Annotated in this window: 16 protein-coding genes; 8 read left to right on the top strand and 8 right to left on the bottom strand. The window is 66.3% G+C overall.

All coding sequences use genetic code 11. From position 1 onward, the window contains the following. Nucleotides 1-17: 17 nt before the first annotated feature. Both rpsI and rplM read right to left on the bottom strand, forming a co-directional pair. Nucleotides 18-497 carry a 30S ribosomal protein S9 gene (gene rpsI / locus ACTIFK_RS10460; protein ID WP_439543075.1) on the bottom strand — a complete coding sequence of 160 codons (480 nt, stop codon included), beginning with the start codon at nt 495-497 and terminating at the stop codon, nt 18-20. Nucleotides 498-499: 2 nt separating this feature from the next. Then, a complete protein-coding gene (gene rplM / locus ACTIFK_RS10455) occupies nt 500-961 on the bottom strand; it encodes a 50S ribosomal protein L13 (protein WP_439543006.1) in 462 nt (153 codons plus the stop codon). Between the two features lie 422 nt (nt 962-1,383). Here rplM and ACTIFK_RS10450 point away from each other — a divergent pair, with 422 nt between their 5' ends. The 4 genes from ACTIFK_RS10450 to ACTIFK_RS10435 are packed head-to-tail and all read left to right on the top strand — an operon-like array spanning nt 1,384 to nt 3,679. Continuing rightward, a complete protein-coding gene (locus tag ACTIFK_RS10450; protein ID WP_439543005.1) occupies nt 1,384-1,956 on the top strand; it encodes a hypothetical protein in 573 nt (190 codons plus the stop codon). Continuing rightward, the gene (locus ACTIFK_RS10445; protein ID WP_439543004.1) at nt 1,953-2,798 is read left to right on the top strand and encodes an enoyl-CoA hydratase; all 846 of its coding nucleotides are present in this window, start codon (nt 1,953-1,955) and stop codon (nt 2,796-2,798) included. The genes ACTIFK_RS10450 and ACTIFK_RS10445 overlap by 4 nt, the downstream gene beginning before the upstream one ends. 21 nt (nt 2,799-2,819) lie before the next feature. Next, nucleotides 2,820-3,254 (top strand): VOC family protein, encoded by a 435-nt coding sequence (locus ACTIFK_RS10440; RefSeq protein ID WP_439543003.1) that lies wholly within the window; start codon nt 2,820-2,822, stop codon nt 3,252-3,254. Next, nucleotides 3,251-3,679, top strand: coding sequence for a CoA-binding protein (locus ACTIFK_RS10435; protein ID WP_439543002.1), 429 nt, complete (start codon nt 3,251-3,253; stop codon nt 3,677-3,679). The genes ACTIFK_RS10440 and ACTIFK_RS10435 overlap by 4 nt, the downstream gene beginning before the upstream one ends. Here ACTIFK_RS10435 and ACTIFK_RS10430 read toward each other — a convergent pair. Next, nucleotides 3,676-5,868 carry a glycoside hydrolase family 3 N-terminal domain-containing protein gene (locus ACTIFK_RS10430; RefSeq protein ID WP_439543001.1) on the bottom strand — a complete coding sequence of 731 codons (2,193 nt, stop codon included), beginning with the start codon at nt 5,866-5,868 and terminating at the stop codon, nt 3,676-3,678. The genes ACTIFK_RS10435 and ACTIFK_RS10430 overlap by 4 nt on opposite strands. Nucleotides 5,869-6,037: 169 nt before the next feature. Here ACTIFK_RS10430 and ribA point away from each other — a divergent pair, with 169 nt between their 5' ends. Next, on the top strand, nt 6,038-6,673 hold the full coding sequence (gene ribA / locus ACTIFK_RS10425; protein WP_439543000.1) for a GTP cyclohydrolase II: 636 nt from the start codon (nt 6,038-6,040) through the stop codon (nt 6,671-6,673). A 51-nt stretch (nt 6,674-6,724) separates the two neighbouring features. On the opposite strand, the gene ACTIFK_RS10420 is transcribed toward ribA, so the two are convergent. From ACTIFK_RS10420 to ACTIFK_RS10410, 3 genes are all read right to left on the bottom strand, one after another. After that, nucleotides 6,725-7,615 carry a TIGR01459 family HAD-type hydrolase gene (locus ACTIFK_RS10420; RefSeq protein ID WP_439542999.1) on the bottom strand — a complete coding sequence of 297 codons (891 nt, stop codon included), beginning with the start codon at nt 7,613-7,615 and terminating at the stop codon, nt 6,725-6,727. A 157-nt stretch (nt 7,616-7,772) separates the two neighbouring features. Then, on the bottom strand, nt 7,773-9,734 hold the full coding sequence (locus ACTIFK_RS10415; RefSeq protein ID WP_439542998.1) for an alginate lyase family protein: 1,962 nt from the start codon (nt 9,732-9,734) through the stop codon (nt 7,773-7,775). Then, a complete protein-coding gene (locus ACTIFK_RS10410; RefSeq protein WP_439542997.1) occupies nt 9,734-10,858 on the bottom strand; it encodes a glycosyltransferase family 4 protein in 1,125 nt (374 codons plus the stop codon). Before ACTIFK_RS10410 ends, ACTIFK_RS10415 begins: the two co-directional genes overlap by 1 nt. A 206-nt stretch (nt 10,859-11,064) precedes the next feature. Between ACTIFK_RS10410 and ACTIFK_RS10405 the strand changes: the two genes are divergently transcribed. From ACTIFK_RS10405 to ACTIFK_RS10395, 3 genes are read left to right on the top strand one after another with little or no spacing between them, the layout of a single operon-like run. Beyond that, a complete protein-coding gene (locus ACTIFK_RS10405; protein WP_439542996.1) occupies nt 11,065-12,330 on the top strand; it encodes a nucleotide sugar dehydrogenase in 1,266 nt (421 codons plus the stop codon). A 5-nt stretch (nt 12,331-12,335) separates the two neighbouring features. Continuing rightward, nucleotides 12,336-13,589 carry a glycosyltransferase family 4 protein gene (locus tag ACTIFK_RS10400; protein WP_439542995.1) on the top strand — a complete coding sequence of 418 codons (1,254 nt, stop codon included), beginning with the start codon at nt 12,336-12,338 and terminating at the stop codon, nt 13,587-13,589. 11 nt (nt 13,590-13,600) lie between these two features. Continuing rightward, the gene (locus ACTIFK_RS10395) at nt 13,601-14,731 is read left to right on the top strand and encodes a glycosyltransferase family 4 protein (RefSeq protein WP_439542994.1); all 1,131 of its coding nucleotides are present in this window, start codon (nt 13,601-13,603) and stop codon (nt 14,729-14,731) included. Here the strand turns inward: ACTIFK_RS10395 and ACTIFK_RS10390 are convergent. Beyond that, the gene (locus tag ACTIFK_RS10390) at nt 14,710-16,038 is read right to left on the bottom strand and encodes a VpsF family polysaccharide biosynthesis protein (protein WP_439542993.1); all 1,329 of its coding nucleotides are present in this window, start codon (nt 16,036-16,038) and stop codon (nt 14,710-14,712) included. The genes ACTIFK_RS10395 and ACTIFK_RS10390 overlap by 22 nt on opposite strands. After that, nucleotides 16,035-18,200 carry a GumC family protein gene (locus tag ACTIFK_RS10385; RefSeq protein ID WP_439542992.1) on the bottom strand — a complete coding sequence of 722 codons (2,166 nt, stop codon included), beginning with the start codon at nt 18,198-18,200 and terminating at the stop codon, nt 16,035-16,037. Before ACTIFK_RS10385 ends, ACTIFK_RS10390 begins: the two co-directional genes overlap by 4 nt. Between the last annotated feature and the right edge of the window lie 300 nt (nt 18,201-18,500).

The following is an 18,500-nucleotide window of genomic DNA, read 5'->3' as shown; positions in this document are numbered from 1 at the left end:
CGTAGGTAGAAGGCCGACTAGCGCTTCGAGAACTGGAAGCTGCGGCGAGCCTTCATGCGGCCGTACTTCTTGCGCTCGACGGTACGGCTGTCGCGCGTCAGGAAGCCGCCCTTCTTGAGAACGCCGCGCAGTTCGGGCTCGAAGTAGGTCAGAGCCTTGGAGATGCCGTGGCGAACGGCGCCAGCCTGACCGGAAAGACCGCCACCGGCGACCGTCACCATAATGTCAAACTGGCTCGCGCGGTTGGCTGCTGCGAGCGGCTGCTGAAGCAGCATCTGCAGCACAGGGCGTGCGAAATACGCCTTGAAGTCTTTTTTGTTGACCACGATCAGGCCCTTGCCGGGCTTGATCCAGACGCGTGCGACGGCGTCCTTGCGCTTGCCGGTGGCATAGGCGCGGCCGAGCTTGTCGAGTTTCTGCACGTGCACCGGCGCGTCTGCCGGCGAGGAGCCCTTGAGGGCGCCCAGGTCGTCCAGGGACTTGGTTTCCTGCACCATGGTCATGCCCTCGAATTCTTACGATTGAGCTTCGCGACGTCGAGCTGCGTCGGCGCCTGCGCCGCATGCGGATGCTCGGCACCCTTGTAGATCTTGAGATTGCGCATCAGCTTGCGCTGCAGCGGGCCGCGAGCGAGCATGCGCTCGACTGCGAGTTCGATGACGCGCTCAGGAAAGCGGCCGTCGAAGATGCGCTTCGGCGTCGTCGCCTTGATGCCGCCCGGATAGCCGGTGTGGCGATAATAGACCTTGTCCTCGCGCTTTTTGCCCGTGAACACGACCTTCTCGGCGTTGACGATGATGACGTTGTCGCCGCAGTCGACGTGCGGCGTATAGAGTGCCTTGTGCTTACCTTTGAGGCGCACGGCAATGAGAGTGGCTAACCGGCCGACGACGAGACCCTCGGCGTCGATGACGATCCACTTCTTGTCGACCTCGCCAGGCTTGGCGACGAAAGTTTTCATGGCGGGAAGTGCTCCTGCCTTCTGGAAGGGGAAGATGGATGGCGCGTTTCCGCACCGTTCGGAAAGCAGGTGTCTACGTGATTGCCGCGAGACCGTCAATGGTGCAATAAATCTAAAAACGTCAACAAAATCAACTAATTGGATAGTACGGTAATATATAACCACACGTGCGGTAACGACGTACCGTAGTCATCGATGCGTCGGCGGCTCTTTTCGGCGCGCGCTAACATTCTTGCTGATGCCGCCATGGAGGTGTAGCCCAGAACGCGCGCACCGACGGATCGGGCCGCTGCGGGGGTTATGAACAAGAAGCGCGGGGACCCGGAAGTTCTTACATCCGTCCCACTTCTGCGCTTTGGTAAGACTCGCGCTGGGAAGCCAACGAAATCCGGTACGGTCTCGGAAATGGGAGATGACGCTTGATGAGCACGTTCTTTTCGCGCCTTAAGGCGCTCGCCGCATGTGTCGGCCTTGGTGCGGGCATGGCGGTCGCGGCAGCATCGAACCTTGCGGCGCAGGAATTCAAGCAGATTGAGCTGACCGACACGATGGTGACGTCGTTCATCGCTGCGCAGAAGGATTTCGCGCCGCTCGCCAGCAAGCTCGTCGAGGGCGGCGAGACGCCGGACGACGCGCTCACCAAGGAACTCGAGAACATCGCCAAGAAGCACGGCTTTACCAGCTTCGAGGAGTTCGAGGACGTCGGCGCCAACATCACGCTCATTCTCGATGGTCTCGATCGCTCGAGCGGCAAGTTCACCGACCCCGTCGAGAAGATGAAAAAGGAACTCGAGGAGATCAAGGCCGACAGCTCGATCCCCGCCGAGGATAAGAAGCTCGCCGTCGACGATCTGACGCAGGAAATCGCCGCCGCCCAGCCGCTGAAGCATCCGGCCAACATCGAGGTCGTCAAGAAGCGCGCCGACGAGATCGAAGCCCTGATTCCCGAAGAAGCCGGCGAGAGCGCACCCGACGGCGAAACGCCGGCACCATGACGGCAGCGGCTCAGCCCGCGGCGTCTGTTGATACCGGTGCGCCGGGCGATGCCGCGCTCCTGCGCGTCGATCGCCCGGAGCCGGGCGTGCTCCTCGTCACACTCGACGCGCCCGAGCGACGCAACAGCTTGTCGCGCCGCATGATGGCGGCCCTCGCCGAGGCGATATCGAGTGCCTCGGCCGACCGCGACGTGGCGGCCATTGTGCTGGCCGCCGCCGGCCCCGCGTTCTCCGCCGGACACGATCTGAAGGAGCTGTCCGCGCACCGCGCCGACGCCGATGGCGGGCGCGCATTCTACGAAGACACCATGCGGGCGTGCGCGCGCCTGATGCAGGACATCGTCGCAAGCCCCAAGCCGGTGATCGCGGCCGTGCAGGGCATCGCGACGGCGGCCGGCTGCCAGCTCGTCGCCACCTGCGATCTCGCCGTCGCCGCATCGTCCGCGACCTTCGCCACGCCGGGCGTCAATATCGGCTTGTTCTGTTCGACGCCGATGGTAGCGCTGTCGCGCAACGTGCCGCGCAAGCAGGCGATGGAAATGCTTCTGCTGGGCGAAGCGATGTCAGCCGGGGATGCTGCCCGTTATGGCCTGGTCAACCGGGTGGTTCCGCCCGAGCGCGTGCTGGACGAAGCGCTCGCCATGGCGCGCATCGTCGCCGCCAAGTCGCGCACCACGGTCTCGATCGGGAAGCACGCCTTCTATCGACAGATCGAGCAGCCTCTCGCGGCCGCCTACGATGATGCCGCCGCGGTCATGGTCGAAAACATGATGGCCCGCGACGCCGCCGAGGGCATCTGCGCCTTCCTGGAAAAGCGGCCGCCCAACTGGAACGAAACCTGAGAACTCGGAGCAGGGAGTGAGATGGAGCCACGCGTATCCTTCGTGACGCTGGGTGTTTCGGACATCGCCCGCGCGCGCGCCTTTTATGAAATCTTGGGCTTCCGCGCCTCATCCGCCTCGAATGCCAACGTCACGTTTTTCGATGGCGGTGGCATCGTGCTGGCGCTGTACGGGCGAGCCCCGCTGGCCGACGACGCAGGCTTGGCCGATAGCGCGCCCGGCTTTTCCGGCGTCGCGCTCGCGCACAACGTGCGCACCGAAACTGAGGTCGCGGCCACGCTGGCTGAGGCGGAAGCCGCCGGCGGCAAGATCGTGAAGCCCGCGCAGCGCGCCTTCTGGGGCGGTCATTCCGGCTACTTCGCAGATCCCGACGGCCACCTTTGGGAAGTGGCCTACAACCCGGGCTTTCCAATCGACGAGCACGGCCGCGTAACGCTGCCGTTCGACGCGGCATGATCACTCCGACCGACGACGACATCGCGGAAATCCTGAGGACGCAGCGCACGTTTGCGATGATCGGCGCGTCGAACAATCCGAACCGCCCGAGCTTCGGCGTCATGGCCTACATGCAGGCCAAGGGCTTCCGCATCATCCCGGTCAACCCGACCCTTGAGAATGGCGAAATTCTGGGAGAACGCATCTACCCCGATCTCGCAGCCCTCGCAGGCCCGATCGATGTCGTCGATATTTTCCGCCGCCCCGACGCAGTCCCGGAAGTCGTGCGCGCCGCCATCGCCGAAAAGGACCGCCTGTCCATCAAGACGATCTGGATGCAGATCGGCGTCATCCACGCAGGTGCCGCCGAAGAGGCGCGCGCTGCGGGGCTCGCCGTGGTCATGAACCGGTGTCCCAAGATCGAGTACGCGCGACTGCTGCTCTAGTCGGTGATGTCGAATCCGGTTTCCAAGTCCGCCGCCGAGCTTCCCCCCACGAACACGCGGATCGGCCCCGCCTCGACGATCTTGTTGCCGTCCTCGTCGTGATATCCGAGCGCCGACGCCGGGAGCATGAAGCGCACCGTACGTTGCTCGCCGGGCTGGAGCGCGATCTTCTCGAAGCCCTTGAGCTCGCGCATCGGCCGCGAGCGCGAGGCCACGGTCTGGCGCGTATAGAGCTGGACCACTTCCTGGCCGGCCCGCAGGCCCGCGTTTTTCACTTCAACCCGGACCTCGATCTTTCCGTTCGCGCGAACCGCCGGCGCGCTGATTTTGAGCCCGCTGTACTCGAACGTCGTGTAGCTGAGCCCGTGTCCGAACGGATAGAGCGGCGTCGGCTTCTCGTCCACATAGCCGGTCGTGTAGCGGTCTCCCGTCGCCGGCCGGCTGGTCGGCAGATCGCTGTACGAGATCGGGATTTGCCCCACCGACCGCGGGAACGTCATCGGCAGCTTGCCCGATGGCGCCACCTCGCCGAGCAGAACTTCTGCCAGCGCCGTCCGGCCCTCGGTGCCGGGGTTCCACGCGATCAGCATCGACGCGACCAGCTCGTTGGCGGCCGAAAGCGCGAGGGGGCGTCCCGTTTCCACGACGAGCGCGATGGGTTTGCCGATCTTGGAGAGCGCATCCAGCATCTCCTGCTGGACGCCGGAAAGTGTAAGATCCGCCCGCGAGGCGCCTTCCCCCGACACCGTGCAATCCTCCGACACGATGAGCACGATGAGATCGGCGCCGCGAGCGATGCTCAGGGCATGCTCCTTGTCCTTGAAGGACTGCCCGCACGGATCCGCGAACGCTTCCGAGTAGAGCAGCCTCTGCCTGTCGCCGATGCGGGTCAGCAGCGCGTTGAGCAGCGTTTCGGTGCGAGGCTTCTCGAGGTCGGCCGGGCCGTACCAGGAATGGTCGTTCGTGGAGAGCGCGGCCGATCCGATCAGCGCGACCGTGCCTGACGCCTCGGTGATCGGCAGCGTGGCGCCGCTGTTCTTGAGCAGCACGAAGCTCTCCCGCGCCACCTCTCGCGCGCGCTTGCGCACCGTTTCCTCGTCCATCTTGGCGGGGATCTTGCGGACGCCGCCGGGCGAATCCTCGAACAATCCCATGCGGTATTTCACGCGCAGGATGCGGCGCACCGCGGCGTCGACCTCGCTGATTGGCACCTTGCCGGCTTCGACCGCGGCTTCCAGGTGGCGGTCGTAGGCCTTGCTTTCCATGTCGAAATCGATGCCCGCATGCAGCGCGCGGCGGGCGGCGTCCGCGAGGTCGGCCGCGACGCCATGGTTTTTGAGCTCCATGATGGCGGCGAAGTCCGACATCACGAGCCCGTCGAACCCGAGCCGTGTCTTGAGCACATCGGTGATCAGCCGCCGGTTGGCGGTCACGGGCACGCCGTTGACGGTGTTGAACGACGCCATCACCGTTTCCGACCCGGCCTCGATCGCAGCCTGGAACGGCGGGATGTAGCGGTCGAACAGCTCGGGCGCCGAGATCTGCGCGCCATTGTAGTCGCGCCCGCCTTCCGGCGCGCCATAGCCCACGAAGTGCTTGGCCGACGTCGCGAGGCCGCCCTTTCGGTAGCCCCGCACGCGGGCCGCCGCAAAGGCAGCCCCAAGCAGCGGGTCTTCGCCGGCCCCCTCGATCACGCGCCCCCAGCGGGGATCGCGGGAAATGTCGATCATCGGCGCAAACGTGAGATTGACCCCCGTCTGGGCCGTTTCGAGCGCAATGGCCTCGGCGGCGCGCTCGGCCAGCTCCGGCCGCCACGTGGCGGCCCAGGCGATCGGCGTCGGAAACGAGATGTGGAAGGCATAGATGGCGTCGATCGCGAACAGCAGCGGGATCTTGAGGCGGGAGGCTTGGACGACGGCCTCGAAATCCTTGACGTGCGCCGGATTGACGACGTTGAGCAGGCCGCCGATGCGGCCTTGCTTAACCGCTTCAAGCTGAGGCTCGCGCGGGAAGGCATAGGACGGAAAATTCAGCTGGCCCACCTTCTCGGTGAGCGTCATGCGGGCCATCAGCGCCGTGATCTTGGCTTCGATGGCGCGGTCTGCCGAGGGTGTGGCCGTGGGGGTCGAGCGAGCGGGTGTGGAACAGAGCGAGGCCAGCAGGGTCAACAGCAAAAGGCCATGTTTCATCGATGCGCGCCGCCCTTGTGCGTTTGCGAAGAAGCCATGCTATACGGACCCCGAGCCCCGCGTCCAATTCGCATCTTGTGGACTGGGCCATGTGCTACAACATGTCGTCCCGGCAAGGTTCCATTCCACCCGGCGGCCAAGGCGAAGATCTGAGACGATGGAGGGCAAGATGCCGCTCAGCGGCGTCCAGCCGAAGAAACTCGACACCGATCGTTCGGCGCACACGATGCTGCCGATCGAACTCGATGGCGTTGAGGTCGTGTTTGAGGCACGTGCCTACGAAGGCAAGGACGAACATTCCCAGGCGATGGCCCTCATCAATCGCGGCACCGGTGCCGAGGCGAACGAGATCCCGCTCGTCCGCGTCCATTCCGGCTGCGTGACGGGTGACATTTTTCATTCCCTGCGGTGCGATTGCCGCGATCAGCTTGAGGTGGCCCTGCACCGCATCAGCGTGACGCCGAACGGCGTGCTGGTCTATCTGCCCTATCATGAGGGCCGCGGCATTGGCTTGTTCAACAAGATCCGTGCCTATGCGCTCCAGGATCAGGGCCTCGACACGGTCGATGCCAACATCGAGATCGGCGCGCCGATCGACGCGCGTAACTACGAACTCGCGGCGGAGATCCTGCTGAGCCTCGGGTTCGACAAGATCCGCCTGATGACGAACAACATGACCAAGGTCGACGCGCTCGAGCAGGCCGGCATCGAGATCGTGGACCGCATTCCACTGGTCGTTCGCCCCGGCGCCCACAACGAACATTATCTCGACACCAAGCGCCGGCGCATGGCGCACAAGCTCTAGCCCCGCGTTGCCGCAGGGCTCGTTGTCAGGAAACGCCACCTAGCGGTCGCGTCACCAGGCGAGCCCGGCCATGGCCCCGAGCGCCGACGGCCCGCCGGCCGGAAAGAGCGTGGTCAGCTTGGCCTCGTCGATTTCCGCTCCGGTCATGGCCTCGCCTCGATGGATCCCGCCGGCAATGAACAGGGCGTCGAGCCCGGCGGCCGTTGCGCCTGTAAGATCCGTACGCACCGCGTCGCCGATGACCAGGATCCGGTCGTCGCATACTGTCGTCCCACGGATTTTCTCGGCCATCGCTTTGGCCGCCGCATACGCAGCCGCGTGCGGCTTTCCAGCCCAGAACACCTGCCCGCCGATGTGCGCGTAGGCGTCCGCAATGGCGCCCGCGCACAGGAACAGGCGTCCGCCCACATCGACCACGAGATCCGGATTGGCGCATACGAACGGCAGCCCGAGCGCCTTCGCGCGCGACAGCACCTCGCGATAGGTCTCGACCGTTTCGTTGATGTCGTCATTCAGGCCGGTGCACACGATGGCATCCGCGTGTTCCAGGTCCGCTTCCTCCGCGGCTGAGCGTTCGAAGAATGCGGCGTCGCGCGCGCGCGGGCCAATGAAGTAGACGCGCCGGTAGCCGGCGTCGGACATGTGCGCGAGCGCGATCTCGCCCGACGAGACGATCCCGTCGTAGGCGTCGGGAGAAACATGGCGCGCTTCGAGCATCGCGACGACCCGGTGCACCGGCACGGGCGCATTGGTGAGCAGGATCACCGTGCCGCCGCCATCGCGAAACCGGATCAGCGCGTCGGTCGCTTTGGGATACGCCCGGACGCCGTCGTGAACGACGCCCCAGACATCGCAGTAGAGCACGTCGTAGCGCACGAGCAGGTCGCCCGCCTGGGCGAGGATCGGCGGCGGCGCGGATTGGGCAGGGGAAGGGGACGTCATTGAGAAATCCAAGGAGGTCATGGGAAAGGAAGCGGCGGGACGCGTCACATCGCAGGCGGACCGTAAAGCAACTGCGGTGCTCCGATCCAGCCGCTCGCCTGCGCCATAGTCGCCCAGTCCCTGCTCGGTTCCCAGTCCTTGCCCGGTGCGGAGTGCGCTAGGCCAACTGAACGCGCACGACGGCTCCCGTGCTGGCGATCCGCCCGCGCCACACGATCCGCCACGCCGGGTGTTTGATACCAAAGGCAGGCGAAACCCATCCGCCGCCGCCTTGGATCGCCGGGCTTTCGGACGTGCTGTCGAGGGCGCCGCCGCGGGCAAGCCCGATTTCACCGGGCGTCTCGAAGTGCAGGAGAATGGGGGCGCCATCCGCGACCCGCACCGTGACCGTCCGCTCGTCCAGCGTGGCTTCGCAGTCCGCAGCGAGCTGGAAGGCGATCTCGACGGGCAGGGGCGTGTCCGTTCCGAGCAGCCGGTCCCGGATCGCAAAGCCGTCGTTCGTCGCCGACACCGTCCGTTCGTGGCGCACGCCGAAGCTGCGCTCATAGCCGTCGTGCGAGGCGCGAAGCTGCCAGTTGCTTCCCTCGCGCGCGTCGTCGAGGCGCGCGTTCGCCTTGGTGCGCCAGTTGAACGCGCCTGCGATCTCGCTCTGGTTGGCTCCGCCGATTGAAAGCGTCGTGTGGGCCGCCGTGCCGCGGAACCAGTCCCGCCACGCGCCGCCCGAGTGATAGAGGTACGTTCCCGGATCGGCCAGCACCGGCCGCCCGTCGATGGCAGCCACAAGCGAGAGCGCGTCCGCATGGCCGTGTGCGGCGATCGAGAGGTAGCCGAGCGGCCCATGATCGAGCGCCAAGGTCACCGCCCGTCCGCCGCGCGTTTCACGCACAACCGTAAGGCCGCCCTCGGCGAACGTCGCCAGCCCCGCCATCTCGGGAGCGGGAGCGGGGAGCGAAAAAATGGCGTCGCGAAGCTGCGGACTGACAGGCGGCAGGCTATTCGGCTGTCCCGCGAATCCGGCCACGGCGCGCGCGACCGACACGGCATAGCAGGGCTCGTGCGCGCCGAGCGACAGCACACGCCCCTCGTCGTCGTCGCCCATGGCGGGCACACGGCCGCGCGCGTCAGCGAGCCAGGCGATGTAGTGCGCGAAGAGAGCCAGGCGGCGGGACACGGTCTTGGGCAGGGGTGAGCGCGCAGCTTTGGCGGCGAACGCGGAGAGGAGGAGGAATTCCGCGGTGAACGCGCCGTAGGTTGGCGATTGTTCGGCGGGTGTGCCGTCGGCGTGGATTTGCAGGCCCGCTTCGCGCACGAGCACGTCGCGCGCGGCGGCTTCCTGCGCGTCGGCATCCCGAAGGTCCGGCATCGCCAGCGCCAGCAGAAACGTCCCCGCGGCCTCGGCGACCAGATGGTTGTTGGCCGATGAAAAGCGCGATGGAAAGCGCGCGATCCAGAACGCATGCGCGGCGAGCAGCGCGCGCACCCGCCGGACGGTGTCGGCCGAGAAGCGGTCTCCCGCAAGGCTGGCCGCCACGAGGAGGCTGATCGTGCGCAGCGCGCATTCGATGCCGGAATTCCACCCAACGCCGCGGAACGGCGGGTTCGCCTCGTACCAGCTCGCGATGACGTCCTCTATCAGCGCCAGCGCGCGGGGATTGCCGGTCAGCGCCACATCGGCCGCCAGCGGCTGCAGGAACTGAAGCCGGTTGAACTCCCACACGTACTTGATGTCGCCGAAGCGCCGTTCGTGGCGGTATTGGATATCGAACGTGAAGGCCTCCGCGCCCGGCCACAGCCGCCCTGTCACCGGATCGAGACGCCAGAGATCCGGCGAGATCGGAACGCCGGGCAGACGGCGTGGCCAATCGCGTCCGAGCGCGCTGAAGCGGCCGTCGACATGCCGGCGCGCGGCGTCGCCGATGGCGGCGCGCACCTCGGGCGGTGCGGACATCAGCGCCTGCCGCAGTCCTGGAATGACCGGCGCGATCCCTTCGGACGCATACCGCTCCCACCCCTCGGTCAAGGTGCGCGCGCTGAACTTGAGCGCCAGCTCCTGCACGCGATGGAGCACTTCACCGGGGCTCATGCTCTTCAGGCGGCGGACATACCAAGCGAGGGACATCAGCGCACAGCCTCCGACCAGATTGCTGCGAGCCGGCCGACGTAGTCGGCCATGTCGAGGTTCGTCCGATGGAAGTCCCGCGCGGTCTTGCCGAGCCGGATGCGGAGCGGGGCGTCCGTCACCACGCGCCGCAACGCCGCGGCCAGCGCAGGCGCGTCGCCCGGCGGCACCAGCAGGCCGGTTTCGCCGTCGCGCACGATATCCTCCACCGCGCCCACCGGTGTCGCGATCACGGCGAGCCCCGCCGACATGCCCTCGATGACCGACATCGGCAGGTTTTCATCGAACGACGGCAGCACGAGAATGTGGGACGAACGGAGCAGCGCGCGAGCCTCGTCCGGACCGGCCCAGCCCGGCACGTCGACCCGAGAGGACAAGCCAAGAGCCTCGATCCGCTGCCGCGTCTCCGCGACATCTCCGTCGCCCGCGATCACGGCCCGCCAGTCCGCGAGATCCGAGATCGCGTGCAAGGCTTCGACCAGCTCCGGCACGCCTTTGCGCGCCCCGACGCGTCCGAGAAAAAGGATGCGGAGCGGCCCCGGGCCGCCTGCCCCCGCCACATCCGGCATGGCGTCGGACGCATTCGGCAGAATGACGATGCGGTCGCGCGCCTCGGGCACGCGCGCGGCGATGAAGTCGCGCCAGACGCGTCCCAGCACGATGACTCGCGCCGCGCCGCCGATCAGCTTGCGCGCGCTCGCCTGAACCTGCGGGGTGGCCCCATCGAAAAATGTACGAAATCGCGATCCGTGCAGGTGGATGACGTAAGGCACGCCAAGACCCCGGGCGGCCTTGCCGACGATCGCCTTGCGGCGCGCGCTGCCGTCGCTCGAAAGATTGATATGCAAGAGGTCCACGCGCCCGAGAGCCTTGCATCCTGCGAGCTCCACCAGAAACGCGGCAAGATAAACGGGCGAGGCCCAGATGCTGCCTTGTCCGCGGGTGGTCCCGAAACGCACCGTCCAGCGTCCAAGGCGGCCGTCGCCGGTGCCGTCTGGGCCGAGAGCGTCCCGTAAACCATCCATGAGGCGGTCGATGCCGCCGCGTCCGCCCCGCCCGAGGGGGGTCGCCACGAGCACCGTGGGCGGCTTCTCCCACGCGTCAGGTTGTCGCTCGCCGGTCATGCCGCCCCGCCAGATCAGACCAACCGCCCCTCGAATGGGCAGCAATTTCGCGCGCAAATGCAAGGTTGCGGACAGGCCCAACATGCCGTCCGTACCCCTATGAAGTTGTTAACTCGTTTCAGAAGCTTAGCGCGATTTATTCCGCATGCGCGGGCATGGTGGCGGCGTTGTTTAACGAGCCCAGCGGCGCATTGAAGGCAGTACGAGTGAAGATCGCGATTTTTGGACTGGGGTACGTCGGCATTACCGGCGCGGCCTGCCTGTTGGGCGAAGGTCACACCGTTGTCGGGGTGGAAATCAGCGAGCAGAAGAGCCGCATGATCGCGGCCGGCCGGTCCCCCATCGTGGAGACGGGCGTCGACGAGTTGCTGGCGGCAGGCGTGCGCGACGGCCGTTTGTCGGTGGTCGCGACTGCGGGCGAGGCCATTGCCGACGCCGACATCGCGATGGTCTGCGTCGGCACGCCGAGCGCGCCCGACGGCTCCCACAACATGACGTACATCATCAACGTCTCGCAGCAGATCGCCGCCGCGTTGGGCGAAGCCGCGCGCTCGGTGCCGCTGACGGTGGCCTTCCGCTCCACGATGCGGCCGGGCTCGATCGACGGATTGATCCAGCCGATCTTCGACGCCGCGCTGGGCGACCGGCGGAACGAGTTGGTCGAGCTTGTCTACAACCCGGAATTCCTGCGCGAGTCCTCCGCCGTTGCCGACTACATGGCGCCGCCGAAGATCGTCGTCGGCACCGCCGACGGCAAAGCCTCCGCCCGCATGACCGAGCTTTACAAGACGATCGACGCTCCCACCTTCATCACCGGCTACAAGGAAGCGGAGTTCACGAAGTTCGTCGACAACACGTTCCACGCCGTCAAGGTGGCGTTCGCCAACGAGATCGGCCGCTTCTGCGTGTCGCTCGGCATCGATGCGTCGAAGGTGCACGAGATCTTCGTGTCCGACCGCAAGCTCAACATCTCGCCCTATTACACGCGACCCGGCGGCGCCTTCGGCGGATCGTGCCTGCCGAAGGATGTCCGCGCCCTCCAGTATCTGTCCGACGATACCGGATCGAGCGCCTACCTGATCGAATCCCTCATCAAGTCGAACGACGCGCATAAGCGCTTCCTCTACGAGCACGCCACGCGCGACCTCGAAAAGGGCGCCCACGTTCTGATGGTCGGCTTGGCCTTCAAGCCCGGCACCGATGATCTCCGCGAGGCTCCGCAGCTCGATCTCGCGCGCCGCTTGCTGCAGAACAATTACCGCGTCTCGATCTTCGATCCTGCCGTCAAGCCGAGCCAGCTCGTCGGCCAGAACCTCGGCTATGCGTTCGCGCACCTGCCCAACATGGCGAAGCTTCTGGTCTCGGAAGAGGAGGTCGCCGCGACCGCCTACGACCGCGTCCTCGACACCAATGGCCGCGCCAAGCACGTCACCTTCAAGCCCGCACCCGTCGTCGATCTCAACACGCTGTAGGGGCCATGAACGATCAAACCGCACTTCGGATTGAAGACGCCACTGCGAAAGCTAGTCCGGCTGCGCCGCTGGCGGGCCGCAAGATCCTGATCGTCGTTGAGAACCTGCCGGTTCCCTTCGACCGCCGTGTCTGGCAGGAAGCGCGCGCGCTCACCGCGGCGGGCGCGCTGGTTTCCGTCATCTGCCCGGTCGGCAAGGCGCACACCGAAACGTACGAGTGCCTTGAAGGCATTCATGTCTATCGCCATCCGCTGCCGGTCGAGGCCAATTCCGCGGCGGGCTATGCGCTCGAATACGGCGCCGCGCTCTTTCACGAACTCCGCCTGGCCTTCAAAGTGTGGCGCCGCCACGGCTTCGATACGCTTCACGGCTGCAATCCGCCGGATCTCATTTTTCTCGTCGCGCTGCCGTTCAAGCTGATGGGCAAGCGCTACGTCTTCGATCACCATGACATCAACCCGGAGCTCTACGAGGCCAAGTTCGGCCGCCGGGATGTGTTCTGGAGGCTGATGCGGTTCTGCGAATGGCTCACCTTCAAGACCGCCAACGTCGTCATCTCCACCAATGAAAGCTACCGCCGCATCGCCATCGAGCGCGGCGGCAAGAACCCGGATGACGTGTTCGTCGTGCGCAGCGGCCCGGACCTGTCGCGCGTGAAGCACGCGGCGCCGAACCCGGCGCTCAAAAACGGCCGCCGCTATCTGGTCGGCTATGTGGGCGTCATGGGCGATCAGGAGGGCATCGATCTTCTGCTCGAGACGGCGCGCCACATCGTCCACGACCTCGGCCGCGAAGACATCCAGTTTTGCCTCGCCGGCGCAGGTCCGAGCGCCGAGAAGTTGAAGCAGGAGGCCATCCGCCTCGGGCTCGCGAGCCACGTCACGTTCATGGGCCGCGTTCCCGATGATGCGCTGTTCGAGTTGCTTTCCACAGCGGACGTTTGCGTCAATCCGGATCGCGTCAATCCGATGAACGATAAGTCGACGATGAACAAGATCCTCGAATACATGGCGCTCGGGAAGCCCATCGTTCAGTTCGATGTCACGGAAGGGCGCGTCAGCGCCGGCGAGGCGTCGCTCTATGCGCGCGCGAACGATCCGGTGGACTTTGCCGACAAAGTGCTGGAGCTTCTGGCCGACCCGGCGGCGTGTGCGCACATGGGCGCGTTCGGCCGCCACCGCATCGAGACGGAAATGGCGTGGGCGTATGAAGTGCCGCGCCTGATCGCGGCCTACCAGCGCGTGAAGACGAGAGGCTGACGAAGACCGCCATGACGTCGGCAAGCGCATCGGCGCCGAGGCTTGTTCACGTCATCTCGTCGCTGGGCGTCGGCGGGGCCGAGCGGCTGCTCGTCGATTTCATGGCCTCATTGCGCCCCCAAGAGCACGACGCCGTCACGGTCATCGTCATGAACGGGTCCGACCCGGTCATGCTCGCCGATTTATGCAAGACGGGCGTGCGCGTGCTCGCCTGGGATCGGCCGCGTGGCTCGCGCGACCCGCGTTATCTGTTCCGGCTGATGGAGGATATCGGCTCCGGCCCGGTCGTCGTTCACGCCCACAATCGAGGCAGCAAATTCTGGGCGATGCTGGTGCGCCTGCTGCGGCCGAAAACCCGCCTCGTGTTCACCGTCCACGCAATGCACATCGTCGAAGCCTACGGCGCCGTTCACCGCGCGGTCCACAACCGGCTCGTCGATTGCACTGTAGCGATTTCGCGCGCCGTCGCGGCCGAATGCGAAGCGAGTGGATTGCGCAATGTCGTCGTGGTGCGCAATGGCGTCGATCTATCGCGCTTCCGCATCTCCCCCGAATCCGAGGCGTGCCGCCTGGAGCGTGAGCCGGATCGCGTGCCGGTGATCGTCACGGTTGCCCGGCTCGTCCACGCCATCAAAGGCCAGGACGTGTTGATCGAGGCGGTGGCGCGGCTGAAGCAGCGCGGGATGGCAACGCGCCTGCGCCTGATCGGCTCTCCATCGAGCGATCAGCCAGAAACTCCAGCCTACTTGCGCGAGCTCGTCACGCGCCATGGGTTAGAGGGCGACGTGACATTCGTAGAAGGCGTCGCGGATGCGGCGCCCGAAATCCGCGCCGCCGATATCTGCGCCGTACCCTCGCGCGCGGAGGGCTTCGGCCTCGTCATCCTGGAGGCGATGGCGTCGGGCGTGCCCGTGGTCGCGTCGCGGCTCGATGGCCCGGCGGAGCTGATCGAGACCGGACGGACCGGCTACCTGGCCGAGCCAGGAAATGCAGACGACCTCGCCGATAAAATCGCCTTGCTGCTGTCCGATCCCGCGCTCGCCTCGCGCATGGTGCGGGATGCCCGCGCCGTCGCGGATACCCACGACATCGCCGTCATGCGCGACGCGTATTTGGATCTCTACCGGCGTCTCGCGAGATAGGCGGCCGCGGGAAGCGCGCGCGCCGGAGCGAAGGGCCGCAGCAAGACCAGCACCAGGAATGTCGCGATGGTGAGAACACTCGATTTGCCGCCGAGGCTGAGCGAGGTCGTCGCCACGGCGAGGAAGTAGAGCAGCGGCCACACGGCGCCCGGGCGGCAGCGCCGCACGATCGTCCAGCCGTGCGCGAAAAGAGCGGCAAACACGAGACCGGCGACGATGAGCCCGTACGACAGCGCCATGCTGAGCCAGAAGCTCTCGATACCGCGCTCGAGACCGAGAATGCCCTGCCATGTCAGAACCTGCCGATGGTCGGGCGCGAACACGAAATCGCTGAAGGGAATGCGGCCGACAAGTTCGAGCATGTCCCAGCGGGTCTGCGCGCTGCCCGTGTCGTCGGCGAAGCGGTCGAGGATGCGCTCGAAGAAATTGGAATGCGCCAGCAGCAGCAGGCCGATGCCGGCGACCGGCACGGCGACGATGGCCGCCATCATGGCCCGCGTGTCGAGATGCCCGCCGTTGAGAACGGCCAGCAACCGGCGCCCGGCGATCAGCGCGAGCATCAGGAGAGCGAGCACCGTCGCGCCGCGCCCGCCGAACGCGGCCATCGAGGCCAGGCAGATCGCGAACGCCGCCGCCCGCACAAGCGGCCGAAGATCGCGGCCGCCGCCGACGGCCAGGATCACGATGTAGGTGCCCGTCAGCATGGCATTGGCGAGGGGATGGCCGAGCAGCGCCGTGGCCCGCCATTCGTAGTTCAGGTCTTCGCCATCGATGACGAACGGGGTCAGCCGCCATCCGGTCAGGAACTCGCCGATCCCAAGCACGGCATTGCCGATCAGCAGGGCATGCAGCAGCAGCGCCAGCGTGCGCCCCCTCCGTTCCGGGATGACCCGCAGAAGCAGCAACACCAGCGGCGCGGGGAGAAAGGTCTCGAGCAGCGGCGTGAAGGGAATCTTGGTGACCACGATCGCCTGCGCGCAGGCGATGAGCACGGCGCCGATCATGAAAAGAGCAGCCGGCGTTTCGTGAAACGCGCGAACGGCGGCGCTCAGCGGGTCGCCGGTGCCGCAGGCCGCCGCGAGTGCAAGGAAGCAGATGAAGAACGTCGCCGGGTGAAACTTGGTCAGCACGTTGCCGCCCGCGTCGCCGTAGTCGAAACCGAGCGCAGCCAGTGCGAACGGCGAGATCGACAGGATCAGCACGGCGTAGACGGCGAGCGCCGCGGTCAGCAGCCGGCTTTCCGCGCTCGCCCGTGCGACGTGAGGCGCGCGAACGTTCGGCCGGTAGGCAAGGGACGCGGCCGTCACGTGCGCCTCGCGTCCGCGTCGTTGAGAACGATGCCGGCGACTTTGTCCAGCATGGGCGCAAGCACCCGCAAGGTATCGTCGAGGGCCGATTGCGAGGTGACGCCGCTGCGCGTCACGATGGCAATGCGGTCGGCGAGCGGCAGGAGGGCGGAGCCGGACTCGTCCTGGGCGAGCGGGCCCGCATCGATGATGACGAGATCGTAGTCGAGCGCGGCTGCCGCGAGGTTGGCCGCGAGCCGCCGCCGCTCGGCGCGCTTGAGCAGACGCAGGTCGGCCGGCGCGAGCGGCAGGAACGCCAGGCTCGATTTCGCATCCCGGACGGTGTGCGAGGTCAAGGCTTCAGGCTTTGCGAGCAGCGTCGCCCAATCGGAGGAGATATCCGGAGCCAGCGCCGCGGACAGCGCCGCCGCGGACGAGCACGCATCGACGAGCAGAACGCGCTCGCCGCGCAGCGCGCCAGCTTGTGCGATCGCCAGCGCCACGGACGACGTGCCCGTGCCGTGCGAGGCCCCGACCATCATGACGGCCGTCGGATAATCCTGATGGCGATCCTGCTCGAATGCCGCGAGCAGTTGCAGGATACTCTGCCGGTAGGCGCCGTCCGCCGGGCCGTCGGGCTCGGAGACTGCGACGAGCGCGCGTCCGAGTTCGCCCTCCCCATTCTCCGCACGGAGTGTCGCGCCGCGTCGGCCGAGCTTGAGGAGTGACGGCGGCCCGGACACCAGCGACGGCACCGGGAACAGGGCGTGCTCGCTCAGTGCCGGTGCCCGCGAGGTCGATCGAACGGTGGGAGCCAGTTGCTCGCCGGCCAGCGCCCGCACGATGCCGAACCCGAGGCCCGCGAATGCGCCGAGCCCAAGCACGAGGATGTTGATCGGCCAGCTCGGCACGGCCGGAGCGGTCGCCGGAGAAACGACACGCGCGTAGGGAATGGAGATCTGCTCCTGCTCGCGCGTTTCCTTGGCGCGTTGCAGGAAGGTGCCGAGCACATCGCGGCTCGTCGCCACGTCCTGCTGCAGTTCGCGCAGCTTGATTTGCGCGGTCGATGACCGCGAGACTTCGGTCTTGCTCGTCTCGATGATCGTTTGCAGCTCGCGCTCGCGCCGCGATGCCACGTCGTGTTCGGCCGTCAGCGCGCCGGAGAGACGGCGCAGTTCGGCGTCGATTTCCGCCTGGATTTCCCCAAGCTGGGAGCGGGCCTCGATCATCACGGGATGGCGGCCCTTGAGCTGCGACTCGAGCGACGCGACGCGGCGCGAAACCTGCGCATGCTGTTCGCGCAGCCGCTGGATCGTCGGCGAACGCACCGCCTCCGGCATGCTGTCGAGCGCCGCCTTCGTGGAGCGTGCGGCGCGGATCGACTCGAGCCGGCTCTTCGCCTCGGCCGCCGTCGCGCGCGCGGTCGCGAGCTCACCGTTGAGCTTGCCGAGTTGCTGCTCGTCGAACATGCCGCCTTCGGAAACCGTGATCCGGTTGCGCTGCTTGAATTCGTCGACTCGATCCTCGGCTTTCCGCACTTGCTCGCGCAGTTCGCCGAGACGGCTGTTGATGAGTTCGTTCGCCCGCCGCTCGTCGTCGGCGCGTGCCGAGGTCTGGTTGGCGAGATAAAGGCTCACGAGGGTGTCGGCGATCTGCGCCGCCTTCGCCGCCGATCCGGAGCTGACTTCCACTTCGACGATGTAGGTGCGCGGCGCGCGAATGATCTTGACCTTCTTGGCGAGCTTGGCCGCGGCCAGTGCCTTGGCCGGGACCGCGTCCGAGGACGCCGAAAAGAGAGTGCGGAGTTTGGTCAGCGGGCCGGTGCCCGTGAATTCGCTATCCGTGTCCAGGCTCAGCGTCTCGACGACGCGCTGCATCATCGCATCCGAGCCGATGATCGAAACCTGGCTGTCGACGATCGCAAGATCGGCGCCGCTGCTGTTCGGCGCCAGCCGCTCTTCGTTGACAACGCGATTGGGCAGCGGATTGATATAGAGGACCGAGCTCGATGTGTAGGTCGGCGGAGTAACGACCAAATACGCGACGGCGAGCCCGAGAGCGATCAGCGTGGAGGCCGCGATTTCGCCGGAACGCCGGCGCAGCACCGCCAGCAGCCCGGAAAAATCCGTCGGCCCGGCGTGCGCCTCTTGCGCGGCCATGGCGTAGTTCGAACTCATCATCATCACTTGCGCTCGACTGAAACTGCCGGATGTCCCGCCCCGGAGGATGCACGCACAATTGTGCCCAATCGGCGTCAAATGAAACATGTCGTTAAGCAGTTGGTTACCGCGCGGCCGGCGAGGCGGATGCGTGCGGCGGACACGCTTCCAGCATCCGCCGATGTGGGCAGATGTCTGACGATCCGTAGGCGATGCAGATATTAACGAACGCTTTACCAAGCTATTGAGATGAAGCCAGATTTGCTCCATCTATGCCCGGTTGCTGAAGCAATCGGCCGCCTCGCGGCTGAGAGGGTCTACGTC

Source organism: Hyphomicrobium sp. (genome assembly GCF_051860585.1).
GTDB lineage: Bacteria > Pseudomonadota > Alphaproteobacteria > Rhizobiales > Hyphomicrobiaceae > Hyphomicrobium_C.
This window is presented reverse-complemented; position numbering and strand designations above follow the sequence as displayed.

Coding starts and splice junctions, on each gene's coding strand:
- rpsI (WP_439543075.1), bottom strand. CDS start 497: ATGGTGCAGGAAACCAAGTCCCTGGACGACCTGGGCGCCCTCAAGGGC.
- rplM (WP_439543006.1), bottom strand. CDS start 961: ATGAAAACTTTCGTCGCCAAGCCTGGCGAGGTCGACAAGAAGTGGATC.
- ACTIFK_RS10450 (WP_439543005.1), top strand. CDS start 1,384: ATGAGCACGTTCTTTTCGCGCCTTAAGGCGCTCGCCGCATGTGTCGGC.
- ACTIFK_RS10445 (WP_439543004.1), top strand. CDS start 1,953: ATGACGGCAGCGGCTCAGCCCGCGGCGTCTGTTGATACCGGTGCGCCG.
- ACTIFK_RS10440 (WP_439543003.1), top strand. CDS start 2,820: ATGGAGCCACGCGTATCCTTCGTGACGCTGGGTGTTTCGGACATCGCC.
- ACTIFK_RS10435 (WP_439543002.1), top strand. CDS start 3,251: ATGATCACTCCGACCGACGACGACATCGCGGAAATCCTGAGGACGCAG.
- ACTIFK_RS10430 (WP_439543001.1), bottom strand. CDS start 5,868: ATGAAACATGGCCTTTTGCTGTTGACCCTGCTGGCCTCGCTCTGTTCC.
- ribA (WP_439543000.1), top strand. CDS start 6,038: ATGCCGCTCAGCGGCGTCCAGCCGAAGAAACTCGACACCGATCGTTCG.
- ACTIFK_RS10420 (WP_439542999.1), bottom strand. CDS start 7,615: ATGACGTCCCCTTCCCCTGCCCAATCCGCGCCGCCGCCGATCCTCGCC.
- ACTIFK_RS10415 (WP_439542998.1), bottom strand. CDS start 9,734: ATGTCCCTCGCTTGGTATGTCCGCCGCCTGAAGAGCATGAGCCCCGGT.
- ACTIFK_RS10410 (WP_439542997.1), bottom strand. CDS start 10,858: ATGACCGGCGAGCGACAACCTGACGCGTGGGAGAAGCCGCCCACGGTG.
- ACTIFK_RS10400 (WP_439542995.1), top strand. CDS start 12,336: ATGAACGATCAAACCGCACTTCGGATTGAAGACGCCACTGCGAAAGCT.
- ACTIFK_RS10395 (WP_439542994.1), top strand. CDS start 13,601: ATGACGTCGGCAAGCGCATCGGCGCCGAGGCTTGTTCACGTCATCTCG.
- ACTIFK_RS10385 (WP_439542992.1), bottom strand. CDS start 18,200: ATGATGATGAGTTCGAACTACGCCATGGCCGCGCAAGAGGCGCACGCC.